Here is a 15,903-nt window from a genome sequence, read left to right on the forward strand (position 1 = left end):
CTTCGGCATCGCCCTGGCACTCACCGGCGTGCGAATGGCCACGAAATAGGGCCGTCGGCCTGCCCGCAGATCAATGAGTTGCGAGCTGATAGAAAACGGGCCGGGTCTCGTGACGTCGCTCTGAGCGCATGCGTGAGGGTGACCACGTCCAGGATGTTCCGCGAGCGCGGAGTGTCTCCGCATATCGGATCCCCGAAGCTGGAAGTGCGTCCGAACTGGTAGGAAGGATAAACGAAACCACCGAGGCGGCGGCAGCTTCCGGCGCTGTTCGCCCGTAGAAATTGGGGTGGCGGAGAAGATGGGATACGCCCTTCCGCCAACTACTCATTAGAAACATTGACGAATTTCCGCTGAAAATCGCCTGTGCCCAAGCCTTGTACCCTTCCTGTACCCTTCTGGAAAGGGCGATTTATGATCTGTCGACGTTCATCGATTCTGTCGCGCGAAGTTGTGTCGAAGGACGGTGGACCTTGGTTGCACGCGAGCTTTTAAGACCGGCGAGGATTTCGGCAGTCTTTGCCACATCTAGTTGAGCCTTCGACTTCTTCGCAAGGAGATCGATACTCCGCTCTTCATCTTCCCGCGCTGATGGACCACCGTACATGAGAGCAATAAAAAGCTCACGGTCGAAATCTTCGGCCGATTTGTTCATTAAACATTTAGTAGAAGGAGCTTCAGAAATTGTTCTACAACCGGCAAATTCAATGTATCTCATTCTTTATTTAACCAATAAACGCAATATTAAATTACGATTAAGGTATATAGTCATCAAGGACAAAAGACTGTTCCCTGAAATTGGCAGGCATCGGCTCAAGGATTGGGGGGCGTGCTAGATTTCCCGAAATCGTCATATAACGATTGGGGAGGCGGTTACACTCAAAGGATGGATGAATATTGCTGTATCGACGTGCTGCTTTGTACTGAGATTTTCCGGTTCATGATTGATAGCGGACGGTTATAAGCGGATCAGTATCGATCCGAAATCTGGTCCCGACATCGTGTCTCTATCGCTGAAGAAAACAAGAGAACAGGCGGAATTGATTAGCGTCTCTTGCGTCCGAATGAACTCGAAAATACCCTTCCGTTCGATCCATTCCTTAAAATGCTCAGGAATGCCGGGGATCAGGTCGCCAATGTCGTGACTCACTAAGTCGCCTTGGCGGATAGCAGAACAATCAGAAAGCTTTGCAAATGTTTCCGCCTCTTCACTGGTCCAAACCGTGTTGTAGGGACGGAGATCATCGTCCAACGGATCGTACTCGTGTCTCATGAAATCACCGGGTATGACGTGTTGGTCTAGTAGCTTTCCAATTGCAATAAGGTCCATGGTGTCTCCTGTTCGTCCCACGGTATTTAGTGGGAATGATTAGGAGCGGACGGCTTACGGTTTAAAATGATCGACGTCAGAATGTTTTTCGCCTTATGAACTCCGGCCTCGCGAGTCTGAACTGTATGTTGTAACCATCTATTTTCATTCTGTATGCCTTGATATCAGCGTCGAGTTCGTCAATTACCCGCCGAATGTGTAGGGCTACCGACGAATCAACTTTAACGCCAATGTACACTGATGAGATGGCTGCGGGATAACGGTAAGTAACCCTTCCTTGCTTATTTGAGAATAGCCGCCACTCCCGTTCTGATAGCCATCTAGGGTTTTTCGTTGAAAGTGTAGTTTTGGCAGCTTTAGTGAAATCAGTTGTTTTTGCCATTAAAAGCGGAGCTTGATCCGAATAATTCATTCTGACAAAAGAGCTTCCTTTCGAAAGACATTTCATTAATGTGCGAAACTTGTATGAAATACAAATCCCATTGAATTTGTTGGCATAGTGCGCCCACATTGTATCGTTTTTATGCGACTCGGAAAACGACGCTACTCCCAGCTTTCCCATAGATTGAAACAGTTTGTCATCGTATTTTTCATATAGCTCTTCATCGTCTGAAAGAAGCGACGACGGGCGTACAAGCCCTTCCATTGCATCATTAAGTGCGTTGAAGTTTCCGCACCAAATATAATTACGCTGAAGGGCATCAATTTCCTGCTTCACAATATCGCTATTGATATCGGAATCTAGCGGACGATACCTGTAAAGCCTGCTTGGTACGGAAGGCGTCTCAATCTCAGCGGCCATAGGTGATCATCCCTATCGTAGGTCATAGTAGCGTAGTTGGGCAGCTAGAGAACTGTCCACCCCTTAGTTAGCAATCCGAGCGCAGCGGTCACGAACGCCAGTAATCCAGTCGCCTTCTGTATCGGTTTCTGTACCGGCTCTGGCGTCGGTGCATGGTAGTGTTTATGAATAATGTTGATGGTATGAGCAGTGTAGTTCGTTGTCGTCGTCATCGGTTCTCCTAATGGCGGTTTTATACCATATAGGGAGCGTCTAGCCGGGCGATGGCGCTGGCGCTGGTTCATTACGGCATCCCCTCTAGAGTGACGTTAGTTCATAGACGTACTAAATGCGGCGTTTCGATCCAACTACCAATGCTAGGGGACAGATATCCACATCTGGGAAATCTGTTACTTTATCAGCGTCGGCGTTTTGGGCTGTAACGTTCAATAGATCGCGGAAATGCAGGGTTCTGCATTGGACGAGATATCCACAGGATCGTTCCCAAGGTAAGAACATCCAATCGTCTTGAGGCTGGATCATCGGCTCGCGAGCCTGACCCACTCGCGCATGTCGGGGAGGTCCGTCTTGAAGACGATGGCCAAAGCGATGGCGAGCGCAGCCAGAACAGGCACAAGCCCTCGTGCGCGGATACGCATTCCGAACAGGCTTAGTTCAAACTCGTTGGGATCATCTGGCGTCATGACGGCTGCCCTTCAAAATCGGGCCGTCTTCGAACAAGAAGCATTGGGGAAGCTTGGATACACCCGGACTGAAATTGGCTGCGGATAGCCGGGGAAGCTGGGGATCGCGGCAGGGCGAGCATGGACGGCGCTCCAATTGGAATTTAGGCCGTCTCCTATGAATTACCATTTCGGCGCGGAGTCTAGTCTGATGGACTGTGTCAACACCCCGGAGCCGGTGTAGGCGACGGGGTGGGGGATCACCGGCTAGCCAACCTGATCCATTCCCGCATGTCCGGTAGGTCCGTTTTCAGGACAATGGCGAGCGCGATCACTAGCGCCACGAGGACCGCTAACCGCCCCTTGCCCCAGACCTTCGGAGGCCACAGGGAGAACTCAAATTCTGGATCGTTCGGGCTCATGACGGCTCCCCTTTAAAATCGGGCCGTCTCCCATAGAGTAGGTGAACGCCCACCTTGCAAGGACTTTTTGTTTTCGGCTGAACTGTACAAACGTTTTGCGAAAATGGACGATGGCTGCGGAGGATCAGAGGAGGGGAGGCCGTTAGGCTGTCTTTGGTCTCCCGTAGAGGACATGCGATCTCAACAGGCGAGATTTTGCATCCGACAGGAAGCGGACGATGGGGAAAACGACTAAAAGGCACTTTTTCGAGACCATCGCGCCACTCTTGCACACGGTCACAGAAAGGTTTTTTGACTATCTGTCATGGTTGGTAGTCTTGCTAGGTATTGATTACCTATACAAGCAGACGGGTAGCGTCGTACTTCATACGCTGCATCTCGTCGGCAGTACACTATGGATGTTTTCACTTATATTGCAGACCTTCTCCCTGACCTATTCCGTTAAGCTTGATGCTGACACCCCTAGTAGTCATAAACTCACAGTCGAAATCATTCAGTACCTAATTTTCATCACAATGCTGTATGGTTTTTGGGAGTACTGGAAGAACCCAATTGACCTGTCAGAGCCACTGTCCAAACTGCTGGATCGACAAGGCTAGGCCGTTTTCTCAAATGCATAAGAATTTCCGAGCCAACCTCATCAAGATAGCGATCCGAGAAGGGGGGGGAGGGCACCCCTCGGACCCTGCCCGGTCGGTCGAGCGGGATCGTCGGCTTAACGGTCGGGCTGACCGTGCCGGGACGATGGGGCGGATGATCGGGGATGATGGCCGAGGCTCTTCGCCTTCATGCTGATCATGTTGTCTCACAATCCGAACTGTCTTGCAAGGGTAAACCGTAGCGAGACAACATGATGAGGCAGATATAGCGTCTCATATAAGTCTCTTGACGATATACGAGACACATGCGATACACGGTCTAGAACCTAACGAGACAGTGTGCCATGAAGACCTATGGATATGCTCGCGTATCGTCCACGGACCAAGACCTTACCATTCAGCGTGAGGCCCTGATCAAAGCTGGATGCGATATGGTCAGGGAAGAGAAGGCGTCAGGAACGTCCCGCAACGGTCGGGCTGAGCTAGAGGCCCTTCTGACGTTCATGCGCTCTGGCGATACCCTGATGGTCACGAGAATAGACCGTCTCGCACGTTCCATCGCGGACCTTGCCGGGATCGTCCGAGAGCTAGAGACGATGGGCGTGGCTCTCAAGGCTACGGAACAGCCTATCGATACCAGCACACCGGCAGGGCGTGCCTTCCTACAGATGCTTGGCGTCTTCGCTGAATTCGAAACGGCCATCCGTCGAGAGCGTCAGCTTGAAGGTATTGCGAAGGCCAAGGCAGAGGGTGCCTACAAAGGTCGGAAGCCAACGATCCAGACTAACGAGGTTCGGAAGCTATCGGCCGAAGGGCTGGGAGGGACTGAGATCGCAAAGCGTCTGGGGATCGGTCGAGCCAGTGTCTACCGCATCCTTGGCCAGACTGCCGGTTGATGGTCGGCTAAAGGGTATCGCAATAATCAATCGCAGGAAAAACGAAACGCGTTTTCCCCGAAGGCGGCTCCTGGCGCGCTAAAAGTGGGCAGCTAGCAATCTAGCTATGCAACTGAAGCAATGGTTAGAATGCTGATTTATTTGGAAAGCTGACCTTCAACCGGGAATTGTAGTCCTTTTTGAGCGACATGGAATCGCTTGGGAGAACACAATGCATCGCACGCTTGCCGACCTGTTGGCTGGACTCACTTCAATCTCTGCATTCGTCATGATCGTTGTGGCTATGGCGTTCGGCTATGCAACAATGGATATTCCGGGACTCATAATGGGTCTGCTTGGTGGCCTTGTCGTCGCCGCCGTGATGTGCGGAACCATAAGCCTCCTCGTTCTCATCGAGCGTCATCTTCGTGAGCTTGCCGAAGGTATCCGCCCGGAGGCTGCAAGGTCTGCACCTGTTAGCCGGGCTCGCATGGATTCGGCGGCAGGGCGTATCGAGCCCGCGTTGCGCTGATCTAGCCGACCTTCATTCCTTACCGTAAGCTCACGGAAGTTGCCCTGAATGGACGATCTCCCGTGAAGCCGCTCATCGCTCTTTCTGCCTTCCTGCTTTCGGTAACGCCGGGCTTCGCTCAGACAGCCGAAGAGACCGTTGCATTCATGCTCGACCGCATGGAAGACGGTGCAGTTCTCGACGAGAACATGACTGCCCCTGTTAAAATCGTTTCCACATCGCCAGCAAAGTATGAGCTTGCGTTCAAGCAAGGTGTGGCAACCATCGAATACAAAAAACTCGATGATTGCAGATACGATCTCCAGTTCGAAGGCGGCGGTCACCAAACTGCTATACGGGTAGACTTCACCCGTATGACTGAGCCGAAGTACGAATACAGTTATGATATTCGGAAGCTTAAGCTGATGAAAAGGAAGCCGTCTGGCATTAAATGCGAAACCTTGAAAGGTGATACGCCTTGCGGACAAGATCAAGAGGTATGGTATACAGAGGATAAGGTTGAATTTGCGAGAATCAAGAAGGCTTTTGCGTACTTCTCTCAGAACTTTTGCAAGCCGCGAGCCTTCTAGTCCCCCGGATGACGCCACATGATCCGAGCACCTTCCATCATGAGCATACGGCGCTCTGGATAGAGTTCCTTGGCCACGTCGAAGGCGTGTTCCGCGATGTAGATATCATTGAAGGTGGCCATGATCCGGCTGATCCCGATCATCAGTCGTAGCTCATCGATATCATCCCATTCGAGCCGATACCGGCCCATGCCATCGAACAGCTTAACCGGCGCTCTCTCTGGCGGCATGACATGCGTTCCCATTTCGTTCTCACGAGCGATCTAGCGTGAGTCGGCAGGAACGGAGAGAGATTGCGCCTGCGGCATTTGAGAGCCGGGAAGGGGATCAGAACTTCGAGCAGTTTCCGATTGATGTTCTCACACTGTCGTTCTGCCCGTTCACAAAGCCGAACGATTGGTTTTTAATGAAACGCCCCGTATTCCGGTTCGCCGTAAAGTAATATCCATTTCGGTCACTACAGGTTATAACATCACCGTTAAACGGACTGACGTTGCATCCGTAATATTCTTTCGTCCCTCTTTGATTGACAATTGCGCCAGCCTCGGTGAACTGTAGCGTGAACTTCCCCGATGCGAAGGTTGAACGACTATACGTGCTTCCTTCAGCGTCAAACCCATTGGCACTCTCTTCTACACAATACAGAACGCTTTCCTGAGCGTCTGATCCATTGTTAATCTTAGAATCTTGCGCCTGTGCGTGGATCGTCCCAGCCACCATCACCAACGCTACCCAAGCCAGTCTCATGGTCTCTTCCTACGATCCCGCGTCATGTTTGCGTCATGGCTAGCATATGGCGAGGAAATTGTAAGACGGCGCATTTTAGGGCTTACGCTTCTCGGATTATTGAAGGCACAACTATCTAGTTGATGATCAGCGGATATGGCTTGAGATATGAGTTGAGGATGACTTGCGATATCGAGTCCTAATGAATGGCGAAGCAAGAGACGAGTTGAGGAACTAAGACACGAGCTTGCGAGTGGTCGTTCCGATAACGAGTCAATGACCGACACGGAATGAACGGAATGAGGCGAATGAGGCGAAGCCGAATGAAAGTGAGTGAAACGAACGCAGCCGAATGGAGTGGTAGAGCGAAGCGAGATGACGTGATTGGTCTACGTCTTCTCTGTTGTGATAACGCTGTAGCGTTTGTGTCATAGAAAGAGAGGCGGCAACTCCTTTCACTTCGCTCATTCAGCTTCGCCTCATTCGTTTCGTTCTCAGTCGTGCCTTCTGAGCTTAAGGCTTCGCCACACATGGCGTGGCTGCGCCTATCGCTCGGATTTGGGTTGATTTCGTTTTGTGAATGGAATCCATGTCTTTGTCAGTTGATGCCATTTCACAGCAATTAATTGTAAGACTGCATTTATCTAATAAAGATACGAGGTCTTAGAATTAAATGTAAGACAGAGTATATATGATAATAATGCGCCGTCTTACATTTAATATTTCGAAATTACACTTTCTTGGGTCTGCCTCGGCTGCGAGTGCTGCCGCGCTCTGCCTTTGTTTTCGCGTAATAGTCGGCGTTTATCTCGGATCGGGTCTTAGCCGTACCTGTCACCTTCGGCCCTGACTTCTGTCTGTTCGTGCGCTGATTGGTGCCGATATCGACATGGTTCAGCGTCACGAGACCGGCGCAACCGTAGCCGCTACGCTCAAGGAAATCCTTCAGGAATGTGGCCTGCGTCTTGTCGTAGACGGTGACTGTCACGTCCTGCGTGTTGATGGGATCACGCAGCGAAGACCGCAAAACGATTTGAACGAGGTCTTCCCGTTCCCGATCACGAGCTACGATCTCGCGCGCCTCTTCCGTGTGCAGGCCGGTGAGCTTGCTGATGGTGCCGACTTCCTCATTCGAGCCCTTGGCCGTGTACAGGATCGAGACCTTATCGCAGTGACGAAGGCTGTTGAGCCCGGCCACCTTTGGGGAATGGCGCTCCCCGTCGATCTTGACCTTCGGCGTGAACTTCACGTTCGCAACCCAATAGTGATGGGTCTTGCTGCCCATGTTGTAAGCGATCCAAGCCGCTGCCGCGTCCCGGTATGCCTTCCCTTCGTCGGTGGCGAAGAATGCGCTTGTGGCCTGATGCTCGTCCGTAAAGAAATTGATCGTCACCTTGCGGGGAAGCCATACGGGAGTCTGTCCCGCGAGGCGCATCGAGACGAATTGGATTTGGGGGAAAAGTTCGGTGTGGATGCGGTGGTTTAGACGCTCGTCAAAGGCGTTCGCCACGATCCGCACCCGCTTGTAGGCGCTCAGTGCGAGTAGGTTCCACTGATCGAACCACGTCCACCGTTTCCCGGCCTTCACGCCTTCCCAATCCGGTTCCGTCGTGAGGACCGTGGAATGTTCGGTGAGGCGGCGAAACTCAGCCATGTCGCTTATCTGCGTGTCGGCGCGATAGTCGTTTACCGAAGGCGCACCTGGGTAGGGCTGGATACGGGAAAGCTCGCCTTCGAATGGGCTGAGGCTGTAGAATTCGCGGAAGTGCCCGACTGAGGCGCGGCTGTTCCACGTCTCGGACGTGAACATCACCGGGTCTTCATCGATGACGATTTCCCAGCCGTCGAAAGCTGAATGATCCGAGAGCATCATCCCCTTGTGCGTGATGATCGCGACCACGTGGTCAACGTTGGCGTAGAGCTTGGGAAGCTCGGCTATTTGGGTCGAGACTGAGGACGTGGCGTGCTTCGCCTGCTTGGCGTCTGAGACGATGGCGACAACGATAGGGGCGGGGAGACCGGCATTCTGTGCCGCGTCGAGGATCAGACGCTTGCGGTCTTTGATTACCTCCCTGCGATCCACGGCGTAAACGTAGCGCCCACGGTTCTCGCCAATGTCTTTGGTCATTTGTGTGGTCTTACCGGCTCCACACTGTGCGGCGGAATATTCTACCTTCATGCTACCCGCGAGTGTATTTTCGATTCTGGCGTTCAGAAACCGTCTCTTCCAAACCTCAATAAAGAATAAGAAGTGCCTTCACTATCAAAGGTCCTTATCCTGAGTTCGTCGATACCCGTTCGTTTATAGGCAAGTATACCATATATGCGCCGTAGTTCTATAAAATCTGAAACGTCATCTTCGTTTTCGATTAAAGCTACGAAGTCATGGGTCGATACTGCATCGAGGCAACTGTTGTGAACGTCAAGCCGCCAACAAACCTCTAGCACCGAGATGTGTGCGCTGAGTCGTTCGATCTGCGTCGTTCTCGATGCTGCTCCAAATGCTCCTAATATTATCGACATAGACTCTATTCCATCCCGTCTTGTACATTCTTTCGCTCATATGCTTCAGGGGAAGCTATGTCAAACAAAAAAGTTCTAGTAAAAATAATTTAGATGCTGTAAAACCGCTTAATGACGCTCACTGATGTGGTAGATTTTCTTCTGCAGATTTGCAATCTCAAATAAAAGAGAGATTCCTATCTACAAATTTTGATGTTATTGGTTTTATTAAGTGATCGCGTGATTATCTCGCCAATCGGGATCGTCGGATAAACGATGGAATCAACGATGCCCTTCCATCGTTCCTGTATGTCGTGAGAGCCATAATCTTCGTGAGTGTCATTCACTCCCGCCGAATGCCCTGTGAGTCGCCGTTGATCGTAATCGCTAGCGTTCTGCGCTCTCATCATATCAACGAACGAGTGACGAGTTGAATGGAAAACGAGCGTCGGATCGGACAGGCCGATATAGGTTAGGTGCTTCCCAATATCTTTTGAAAGCTGATGCGTCAGCTTGTGCTTCTTATTAATCTTCAATTCGGCGAAAAGCTGACCAGATGCGTTATCGATCTGCCGTCTTGCGAAGTCTAGAAAGCCAAGGTTGATCAGCGTTTGACTGATGGGAATTTGACGCTTCGTAGGATTGTTTTTCAGTCTGCGGCGTCGAACGCCATCCTTCCATTCGCGAATATCAATGTACGGAATCGGTGCATCAGCTTTAATGTCGCTTGGCCTGAGCGCGCCGATTTCTTCCAGCCGCATCCCCGTGTAAACGCCGAGAACGAAGCTCCAATAGAGCGCATCTTGAACGACGATATCACCGGCAGTGGCGCGGGGCAGGGGCTTGAGCCCTGCGCATCCCATATAGATCGGACCACTGAACAACGTGGCCAATTCGTCTGGGGTGAAAGGCCGTCTTACCTCTTCGTCATCTTCGATGTGATCAAACACCGGTTCAGCACCATCGAACGGATTGAACGGTATCTGACGAAGCTTTGCAGCTTGACCGAACACCGGTCTCAAGATCGCGTAATGTTTCGATATGGTCTTCCCGTGAAATGGCTTGAAGTCAGTTCCTTCCCGGCTCTTCACCACTTGCGGTATGGTCATGAGCTTTTCGGCGTTGGTCACACGAGCCGGGTACTTCGCTAGAAGGTCGAAGAAATTGAGAACGTGATCGCGCTTCACCTGTATGATCGGGATATCCCCGACACATTCCACAAACCGTTTCAGGTATAGCTCAACGTCGGCACGCGAGCCCTCATCGCCACGGTAGGTCCGAAGATAGTCCGTCCGCAGTTCGGTGATGGTCGGCCCAACGTCCTCTATCGATTCAACGGGTGAGGGGAGGGCCGCGACAACGGCAGGCTGACTGACCGTGGCGAACGGATCGGCAGGAGGCTGATAAGCCGTCTTCGCGTCCGACACATGCCCGACCAAGGCCGTCCATGGTCGAGTGGGATCGATGATGATGGCTTCCCGTTCCGCGATGCTCGCGCGTTCCAGCCGGGCGAACGTCTTCCAGTGTCGGTCGATATGCGGGGACTCAGGATCAATGTGCAGTCCTGACCGCCTCAGGGCGTCCACCATGCGCTTCCGTGTAAAATCCGGTGCGGGAGCCCAATGGTCCACATATGCGCTTCCTAGGTCTTCCTTGAGCCTAGAAACGGTGTTCCCATCGGTGACGGCAATGAGTCGCATCCTCTGATCCGCAGAGGATCGAATCGGCGCGACTCCAAGCTCGGATGTGAAATCGCGTGCCACCGTCTCGTGGTAGGTTACGAGCCCGGCGACAAAGACGGCTTCGGGGACCGTAACGAACGTGTGGAGCGGCTTGGTATCGCGAACGGCCACATAATCGCGCCACGTCTTGTAGCCCTCATCCATGGCGCGGATGCCTTCCGCGATCATTTCGCGGTGCTCAGCCAACATTTTGTCGCGAATTTTCACGGCTAACCGGTCTTCGGTCGTGCCGGTCTGCACGTGCCATTGCTGACATTCGAAGAATTCAGTCAGTCCCGCTGGCCGCTTCGGAACGCGCATCTGGAAGCGGTAATAGCCGCTCGAAAGCCGCTCAAGGTAGTTCGGGGATTTTGCCATCTGTACCCGTCCTGTACCCCATTTTGGGTACATCAAAAGCCTTGTATCTCAGGGCTTTCAGCGGTTTCAATGGCTTGAAGGGTACTGGCGGAGAAGATGGGATTCGAACCCACGATACCGTTCCCGGTATACTCCCTTAGCAGGGGAGCGCCTTCGACCACTCGGCCACCTCTCCGACGCGGTTGGGAGTATCGGAAGCCCGGGCAATGTTCAAGGGGCTAACGTCCGTCCGCATCGGAGCGGATCGTTCGGCCCAAGCGCTGGTTACCATACGGCAACTTCCGAGCCATCCCGTTCGAATTGCACAGGTAATCGCATTGTGGGGCGGCAGCGCCCGCGATAGGTATGCCTGAACTGAACCTTGTCCCGAAAGGATGCGTGTCGCGATGATCAGACGGAAAGGGCCGATCTTGGCGGTCGCTGTGATCGCTGCTTTTGCCCTCGGCTGGTATCGTGGCCTATTCGGCGTCGAGCCCGTGCCGCAGACGGAGGCGCCGCGATCGGTCATCCCGAATGGAGCGACGCCGAGCAGCCCAGCGCCGGAGGTATCGGCCTCCAACGCGGAAGGCACCCTTGCGGCATCCGGAAATGACTCGCAGGCGACCCGCGAGACGGCGAGCGGAGCGGCAATCGCTCCCAACGCTCCTGCAGGCGTGCATTCGACTGATTCCCAGCCGCAGCCGCCGAGCACCGCGAACGGTCCGTCCTCCGCCGCCACCGCGCCAGGATTCGACGTCGTGCGCGTCGAGCCGGACGGCTCGACGGTCGTAGCCGGCAAGGGGAAGGCGAACGAGGCCATCGCGCTGACGGATGGGACGCGCACGCTCGGCGAAGCCCGGACGGATGCCAACGGCGATTTCGTCATGTCGCTGTCACTGCCGCAGGGAAGCCACCGGCTCCAGCTCGCGCAGCGCGACGACACGGTTTCGGACGACGCGGCCGTGGTCAACGTGCCGCCGACCGGGAAGCCGGACGAACTCCTCGTCATGATGCAGCGTCCCGGCGAGGCCAGCGAGATCATCCAGCGTCCGTCGGAGCAGGCCGCCGCGCCGGCGACGCCGGAAGCCGCCTCTCCGGCCGTGAAAACGCCTGCTGATACCCAAGAGCCCGCGGACACCCTCGTGGCTCCGGCTCCGGCCCCCTCGAAGGTCGCCGGCAAGCCGGACACCGCAGTGCAGAAGCTTGGGGTCGATGCGGTCGAGATCGAGGGTGATCGGCTGTTCGTTGCCGGCTCGGCCAAGGAGCGGACGACGGTTCGCGTCTACCTCGACGATCAGCCGATCGCCGAGGCCACGAGCGGGGCCGGCGAGCGCTACATCGCCGATGCCCGAGCCGACGTCGCCGTCGGCGAACACACGATCCGCGTCGACGCCCTCGATGCGACGGGCCGTGTTGTCGGTCGCGTGGAGGTCCCGTTCCAGCGGCCAGAAGGGAACGCGATGGCCGCGATCGCGGCGGCGCCGAAGCCCGAAGGCGCGGACACCGCTGCGCCGGGCTCGAACGCGGCGGATGCTCCGGCTTCGCCGTCGTCCGGCATCGCACCGGGCGGAATGGCGTCGGTGAAGCCGACCCCGACGTCTCCGAGCGCGACGGAATCGACCAGTCAGCTGTCTTCATCGAATTCGCCTGCCGCTCCGCCGGCGGCGCCGTCCGCGCCCTCGATCGAGTCGAGTCAGCAGGCCGATGGTATGCCCCCGAATGGCGCGGCAGCGCCGACCGGCCAAGCGGCAAGGGGTTCGGAACCTCCGACCGTTCGTCAGGCGCCGCTGGAGGCCGCGGCGTCGCGCGTCATCATCCGTCGCGGCGATACGCTCTGGGGCATTTCGCGCGAGACCTACGGCCGCGGCAGCCGATACACGGTGATCTACCTCGCCAACGGCGACCAAATCCGCGACCCCGACCGCATCTATCCAGGACAGGTGTTCCGCGTTCCTGATGCCGCCAGTACCGCCGAGCCGCCGCGGGGCTGACGGACCGTCTCCGCCGGACCGCGTCTTCGACAGGTACGTTGGGGTGGTCCTGCGGCGGGAGGAGGGATAGAAGCGTTCCAAAACGGCGGCCGCCTCCGGCCGGTCGCCTACCGCGATGGAACGCCACGATCTTGTCCCAGACATCCAAGCCCGCCGCCACCGGCGAAGGTCGCGTCATGTGGCGCACGCTGAAAAGCCTCTGGCCTTACATGTGGCCGGAAGGTCGGCCCGATCTTCGCGCCCGCGTCGTCTGGGCGAGCTTCTATCTGGTGCTCGCCAAGCTTCTGACGGTCGGCATCCCGTACTTCTTCAAGTGGGCGACCGACGCCCTCGACGGCAGCCATACGGCGCAGGACTGGCTGCCGCTCGTGCTGACCGGGGCGGTGACGCTGGTCGTCGCCTACAACGTCGCGCGCGTCGTGTCGGTGGCGCTCAACCAGCTGCGCGATTCGCTCTTTGCCAGCGTCGGGCAGCATGCGGTCCGCGTCCTCGCCTTCAAGACCTTCGTCCACATGCACCAGCTGTCGCTGCGCTTTCATCTGGAGCGGCGGACGGGCGGCTTGAGCCGCATCATCGAGCGCGGCACCAAGGGCATCGAGACGATCGTGCGCTTCACGATCCTCAACACGGTGCCGACGATCCTCGAATTCGCGCTGACGGCGGCGATCTTCGGTTTCAGCTACGGGTGGCGCTACCTCGTCGTCGTCGCGCTGACGGTGTTCGCCTACGGCTGGTTCACGATCAAGGCGAGCGACTGGCGCATCGCGATCCGCCGCGAGATGAACGACTCCGACACCGAGGCGAACACCAAGGCGATCGACTCCCTCCTGAACTTCGAAACGGTGAAGTATTTCGGGAACGAGACCATGGAGGCCGAGCGGTTTGACCGCTCCATTGCGCGCTACGAGAAGGCGGCGACGCAGACCTGGACCTCGCTCGGCTGGCTGAACTTCGGGCAGGGCGTCATCTTTTCCGCCGGCATGGGCGTCACGATGGTCATGTCCGCCCTGGAGGTGCGGGCGGGCACGCAGACGCTCGGCGACTTCGTCTTCATCAACGCGATGCTGATGCAGCTCTCGGTGCCGCTCAACTTCATCGGCTTCGTCTACCGCGAGATCCGGCAGGGTCTCACCGACATGGAGGAGATGTTCCGTCTCCTGCGAATCCGCGAGGAGGTTCGCGACCGGGACGGCGCGCCGGACCTTATGGTCGGCGAGGGGGCGATCCGCTTCGAGGATGTGCACTTCAGCTATGATCCCGAGCGGCCGATCCTGAAGGGTGTGAGCTTCGAGGTGCCGGCCGGCAAGTCGGTGGCGATCGTCGGCCCGTCGGGTGCCGGCAAGTCGACGATCTCGCGGCTCCTATTCCGCTTCTACGACGTCCAGTCCGGCCGCATCACGATCGACGGGCAGGACATCGCGGCGGTCCGGCAGGCGAGCGTGCGCGCCGCGATCGGCATCGTCCCCCAGGATACCGTCCTCTTCAACGACACGATCGCCTACAATATCCGCTATGGCCGAACGGAAGCGGCCGAGGACGAGGTGAAGCAGGCCGCGGCGCTGGCGCAGGTCGCCCACTTCATCGAGGCGCTGCCGGACGGTTACGGCACGATGGTGGGCGAGCGCGGGCTCAAGCTGTCGGGCGGCGAGAAGCAGCGTGTCGCGATCGCCCGCACGATCCTGAAGAGCCCGCCGATCCTCGTCCTCGACGAGGCGACGTCCGCGCTCGACACCCATACCGAGCAGGAAATCCAGAGCGCGCTTCAGCTCGTGTCGCGCCAGCGCACGACACTGACCATCGCCCATCGGCTGTCGACGATCATCGATGCGGATGAAATCATCGTGCTCCGGTCCGGCGTGATCGTGGAGCGTGGGTCGCATCGCGCGCTCCTGGCGGCTGGCGGGCTCTACGCCGAGATGTGGACGATGCAGCGCGAGGCGAGCGAGGCAGAGGAGGCGTTGCGCCGCGCCCGCGAGGCGGATGCACTCGGCGTCATCGAGCGTCGCCGCCCGGCCGGGGTCGAGTAGGGCGCGCCATGCGGCGTTGAGACCCAAGCGGTTTACCCCTATGTGTCGGGGCCGGCCGCATTTTCGGCACTGAAAAGGATTCCCGTCTCGATGGATATGATCGCCTCGATCCGAAACGTCTTCGTTCCGATCCATCGGGCCGGCTATCCGTTCATCGCCGGCTTCTTCGTCGCCTCCGTGCTCCTCGGCCTTCTCTGGGAGCCGCTGCTCTGGATCGGCTTCATCCTCACCGTCTGGTGCACCTACTTCTTCCGCGATCCGCCGCGCACGACGCCGGTCGGCGAGGACCTCGTCGTCAGCCCCGCGGATGGCAAGGTGTCGCTCGTCGGGCTGGTGCGTCCGCCGGCCGATCTCGGCCTCGGCGACGAGCCGTTGCTGCGCATCTCGATCTTCATGAACGTGTTCGACTGCCACGTGAACCGCGCGCCGGTTCGCGGACGCATCGACCGGATCATCTACAAGGAAGGCCTCTTCAAGAACGCCGAGCTCGACAAGGCGAGCGAAGTCAACGAGCGTTCGGGGATGGTCATCGCCAACTCGCACGGCGAGGTCGGCGTCGTGCAGATCGCCGGCGCCGTCGCCCGTCGCATCGTCGTATTCTCGCGGGCCGGCGAGCATCTGGAGACGGGCGAGCGCTTCGGGCTCATCCGCTTCGGCTCGCGCCTCGACATCTACCTGCCGGACGGTGCCGTGCCGCGCGTCGCCGAAGGACAGAAGGCGGTGGCTGGCGAGACGGTGATCGCCGAATACGGGGCCGGCCACCCGGCCTGGACCTTCCGGCGGGACTAAGG

Annotated in this window: 12 protein-coding genes and 1 tRNA gene; 6 read left to right on the forward strand and 7 right to left on the reverse strand. The window is 56.6% G+C overall.

What is annotated here, in order from left to right; translation table 11 throughout:
- Positions 1-955: 955 nt before the first annotated feature.
- Together QZ753_RS19800 and QZ753_RS19805 are read right to left on the reverse strand one after the other, a co-directional pair.
- A complete protein-coding gene (locus tag QZ753_RS19800) occupies positions 956-1,327 on the reverse strand; it encodes a hypothetical protein (RefSeq protein WP_294646270.1) in 372 nt (123 codons plus the stop codon).
- A 76-nt stretch (positions 1,328-1,403) separates the two neighbouring features.
- The gene (locus tag QZ753_RS19805) at positions 1,404-2,129 is read right to left on the reverse strand and encodes a DUF2971 domain-containing protein (RefSeq protein ID WP_294646271.1); all 726 of its coding nucleotides are present in this window, start codon (positions 2,127-2,129) and stop codon (positions 1,404-1,406) included.
- A gap of 2,027 nt (positions 2,130-4,156) precedes the next feature.
- Here QZ753_RS19805 and QZ753_RS19810 point away from each other — a divergent pair.
- From QZ753_RS19810 to QZ753_RS19820, 3 genes are all read left to right on the forward strand, one after another.
- Entirely contained in the window at positions 4,157-4,708 is a 552-nt protein-coding gene (locus tag QZ753_RS19810; RefSeq protein ID WP_294646272.1) for a recombinase family protein, read from the forward strand.
- 211 nt (positions 4,709-4,919) lie between these two features.
- The gene (locus QZ753_RS19815) at positions 4,920-5,219 is read left to right on the forward strand and encodes a hypothetical protein (protein ID WP_294646273.1); all 300 of its coding nucleotides are present in this window, start codon (positions 4,920-4,922) and stop codon (positions 5,217-5,219) included.
- A 62-nt stretch (positions 5,220-5,281) separates the two neighbouring features.
- Positions 5,282-5,788, forward strand: a complete 507-nt coding sequence (locus tag QZ753_RS19820) for a hypothetical protein (protein WP_294646274.1) — start codon at positions 5,282-5,284, stop codon at positions 5,786-5,788.
- Here QZ753_RS19820 and QZ753_RS19825 read toward each other — a convergent pair.
- From QZ753_RS19825 to QZ753_RS19845, 5 genes are all read right to left on the reverse strand, one after another.
- On the reverse strand, positions 5,785-6,018 hold the full coding sequence (locus QZ753_RS19825) for a hypothetical protein (RefSeq protein WP_294646275.1): 234 nt from the start codon (positions 6,016-6,018) through the stop codon (positions 5,785-5,787). The two genes, QZ753_RS19820 and QZ753_RS19825, sit on opposite strands and share 4 nt — an antisense overlap.
- Positions 6,019-6,115: 97 nt before the next feature.
- A complete protein-coding gene (locus tag QZ753_RS19830; RefSeq protein ID WP_294646276.1) occupies positions 6,116-6,535 on the reverse strand; it encodes a hypothetical protein in 420 nt (139 codons plus the stop codon).
- A gap of 709 nt (positions 6,536-7,244) precedes the next feature.
- The gene (locus QZ753_RS19835; protein ID WP_294646277.1) at positions 7,245-8,642 is read right to left on the reverse strand and encodes a hypothetical protein; all 1,398 of its coding nucleotides are present in this window, start codon (positions 8,640-8,642) and stop codon (positions 7,245-7,247) included.
- Between the two features lie 571 nt (positions 8,643-9,213).
- Positions 9,214-11,115: a site-specific integrase gene (locus QZ753_RS19840; RefSeq protein WP_294646278.1), complete on the reverse strand. Its 1,902-nt coding sequence runs from the start codon at positions 11,113-11,115 to the stop codon at positions 9,214-9,216.
- An 85-nt stretch (positions 11,116-11,200) separates the two neighbouring features.
- Positions 11,201-11,290: transfer RNA gene (locus tag QZ753_RS19845), tRNA-Ser, on the reverse strand.
- Positions 11,291-11,852: 562 nt separating this feature from the next.
- Between QZ753_RS19845 and QZ753_RS19850 the strand changes: the two genes are divergently transcribed.
- The 3 genes from QZ753_RS19850 to QZ753_RS19860 all read left to right on the forward strand — a co-directional run bounded on the left by QZ753_RS19850 (position 11,853) and on the right by QZ753_RS19860 (position 15,901).
- Positions 11,853-13,085 (forward strand): LysM peptidoglycan-binding domain-containing protein, encoded by a 1,233-nt coding sequence (locus QZ753_RS19850; RefSeq protein WP_294646279.1) that lies wholly within the window; start codon positions 11,853-11,855, stop codon positions 13,083-13,085.
- A gap of 176 nt (positions 13,086-13,261) precedes the next feature.
- Positions 13,262-15,112, forward strand: a complete 1,851-nt coding sequence (locus QZ753_RS19855) for an ABC transporter ATP-binding protein/permease (protein ID WP_294646308.1) — start codon at positions 13,262-13,264, stop codon at positions 15,110-15,112.
- A gap of 90 nt (positions 15,113-15,202) precedes the next feature.
- The gene (locus QZ753_RS19860; RefSeq protein ID WP_294646280.1) at positions 15,203-15,901 is read left to right on the forward strand and encodes a phosphatidylserine decarboxylase; all 699 of its coding nucleotides are present in this window, start codon (positions 15,203-15,205) and stop codon (positions 15,899-15,901) included.
- Positions 15,902-15,903: the final 2 nt, after the last annotated feature.

This window comes from uncultured Aureimonas sp., assembly GCF_913775355.1.
Lineage (GTDB): Bacteria > Pseudomonadota > Alphaproteobacteria > Rhizobiales > Rhizobiaceae > Aureimonas.

Coding starts and splice junctions, on each gene's coding strand:
- QZ753_RS19815 (WP_294646273.1), top strand. CDS start 4,920: ATGCATCGCACGCTTGCCGACCTGTTGGCTGGACTCACTTCAATCTCT.
- QZ753_RS19860 (WP_294646280.1), top strand. CDS start 15,203: ATGGATATGATCGCCTCGATCCGAAACGTCTTCGTTCCGATCCATCGG.
- QZ753_RS19840 (WP_294646278.1), bottom strand. CDS start 11,115: ATGGCAAAATCCCCGAACTACCTTGAGCGGCTTTCGAGCGGCTATTAC.
- QZ753_RS19830 (WP_294646276.1), bottom strand. CDS start 6,535: ATGAGACTGGCTTGGGTAGCGTTGGTGATGGTGGCTGGGACGATCCAC.
- QZ753_RS19805 (WP_294646271.1), bottom strand. CDS start 2,129: ATGGCCGCTGAGATTGAGACGCCTTCCGTACCAAGCAGGCTTTACAGG.
- QZ753_RS19855 (WP_294646308.1), top strand. CDS start 13,262: ATGTGGCGCACGCTGAAAAGCCTCTGGCCTTACATGTGGCCGGAAGGT.
- QZ753_RS19810 (WP_294646272.1), top strand. CDS start 4,157: ATGAAGACCTATGGATATGCTCGCGTATCGTCCACGGACCAAGACCTT.
- QZ753_RS19835 (WP_294646277.1), bottom strand. CDS start 8,642: ATGACCAAAGACATTGGCGAGAACCGTGGGCGCTACGTTTACGCCGTG.
- QZ753_RS19825 (WP_294646275.1), bottom strand. CDS start 6,018: ATGCCGCCAGAGAGAGCGCCGGTTAAGCTGTTCGATGGCATGGGCCGG.
- QZ753_RS19800 (WP_294646270.1), bottom strand. CDS start 1,327: ATGGACCTTATTGCAATTGGAAAGCTACTAGACCAACACGTCATACCC.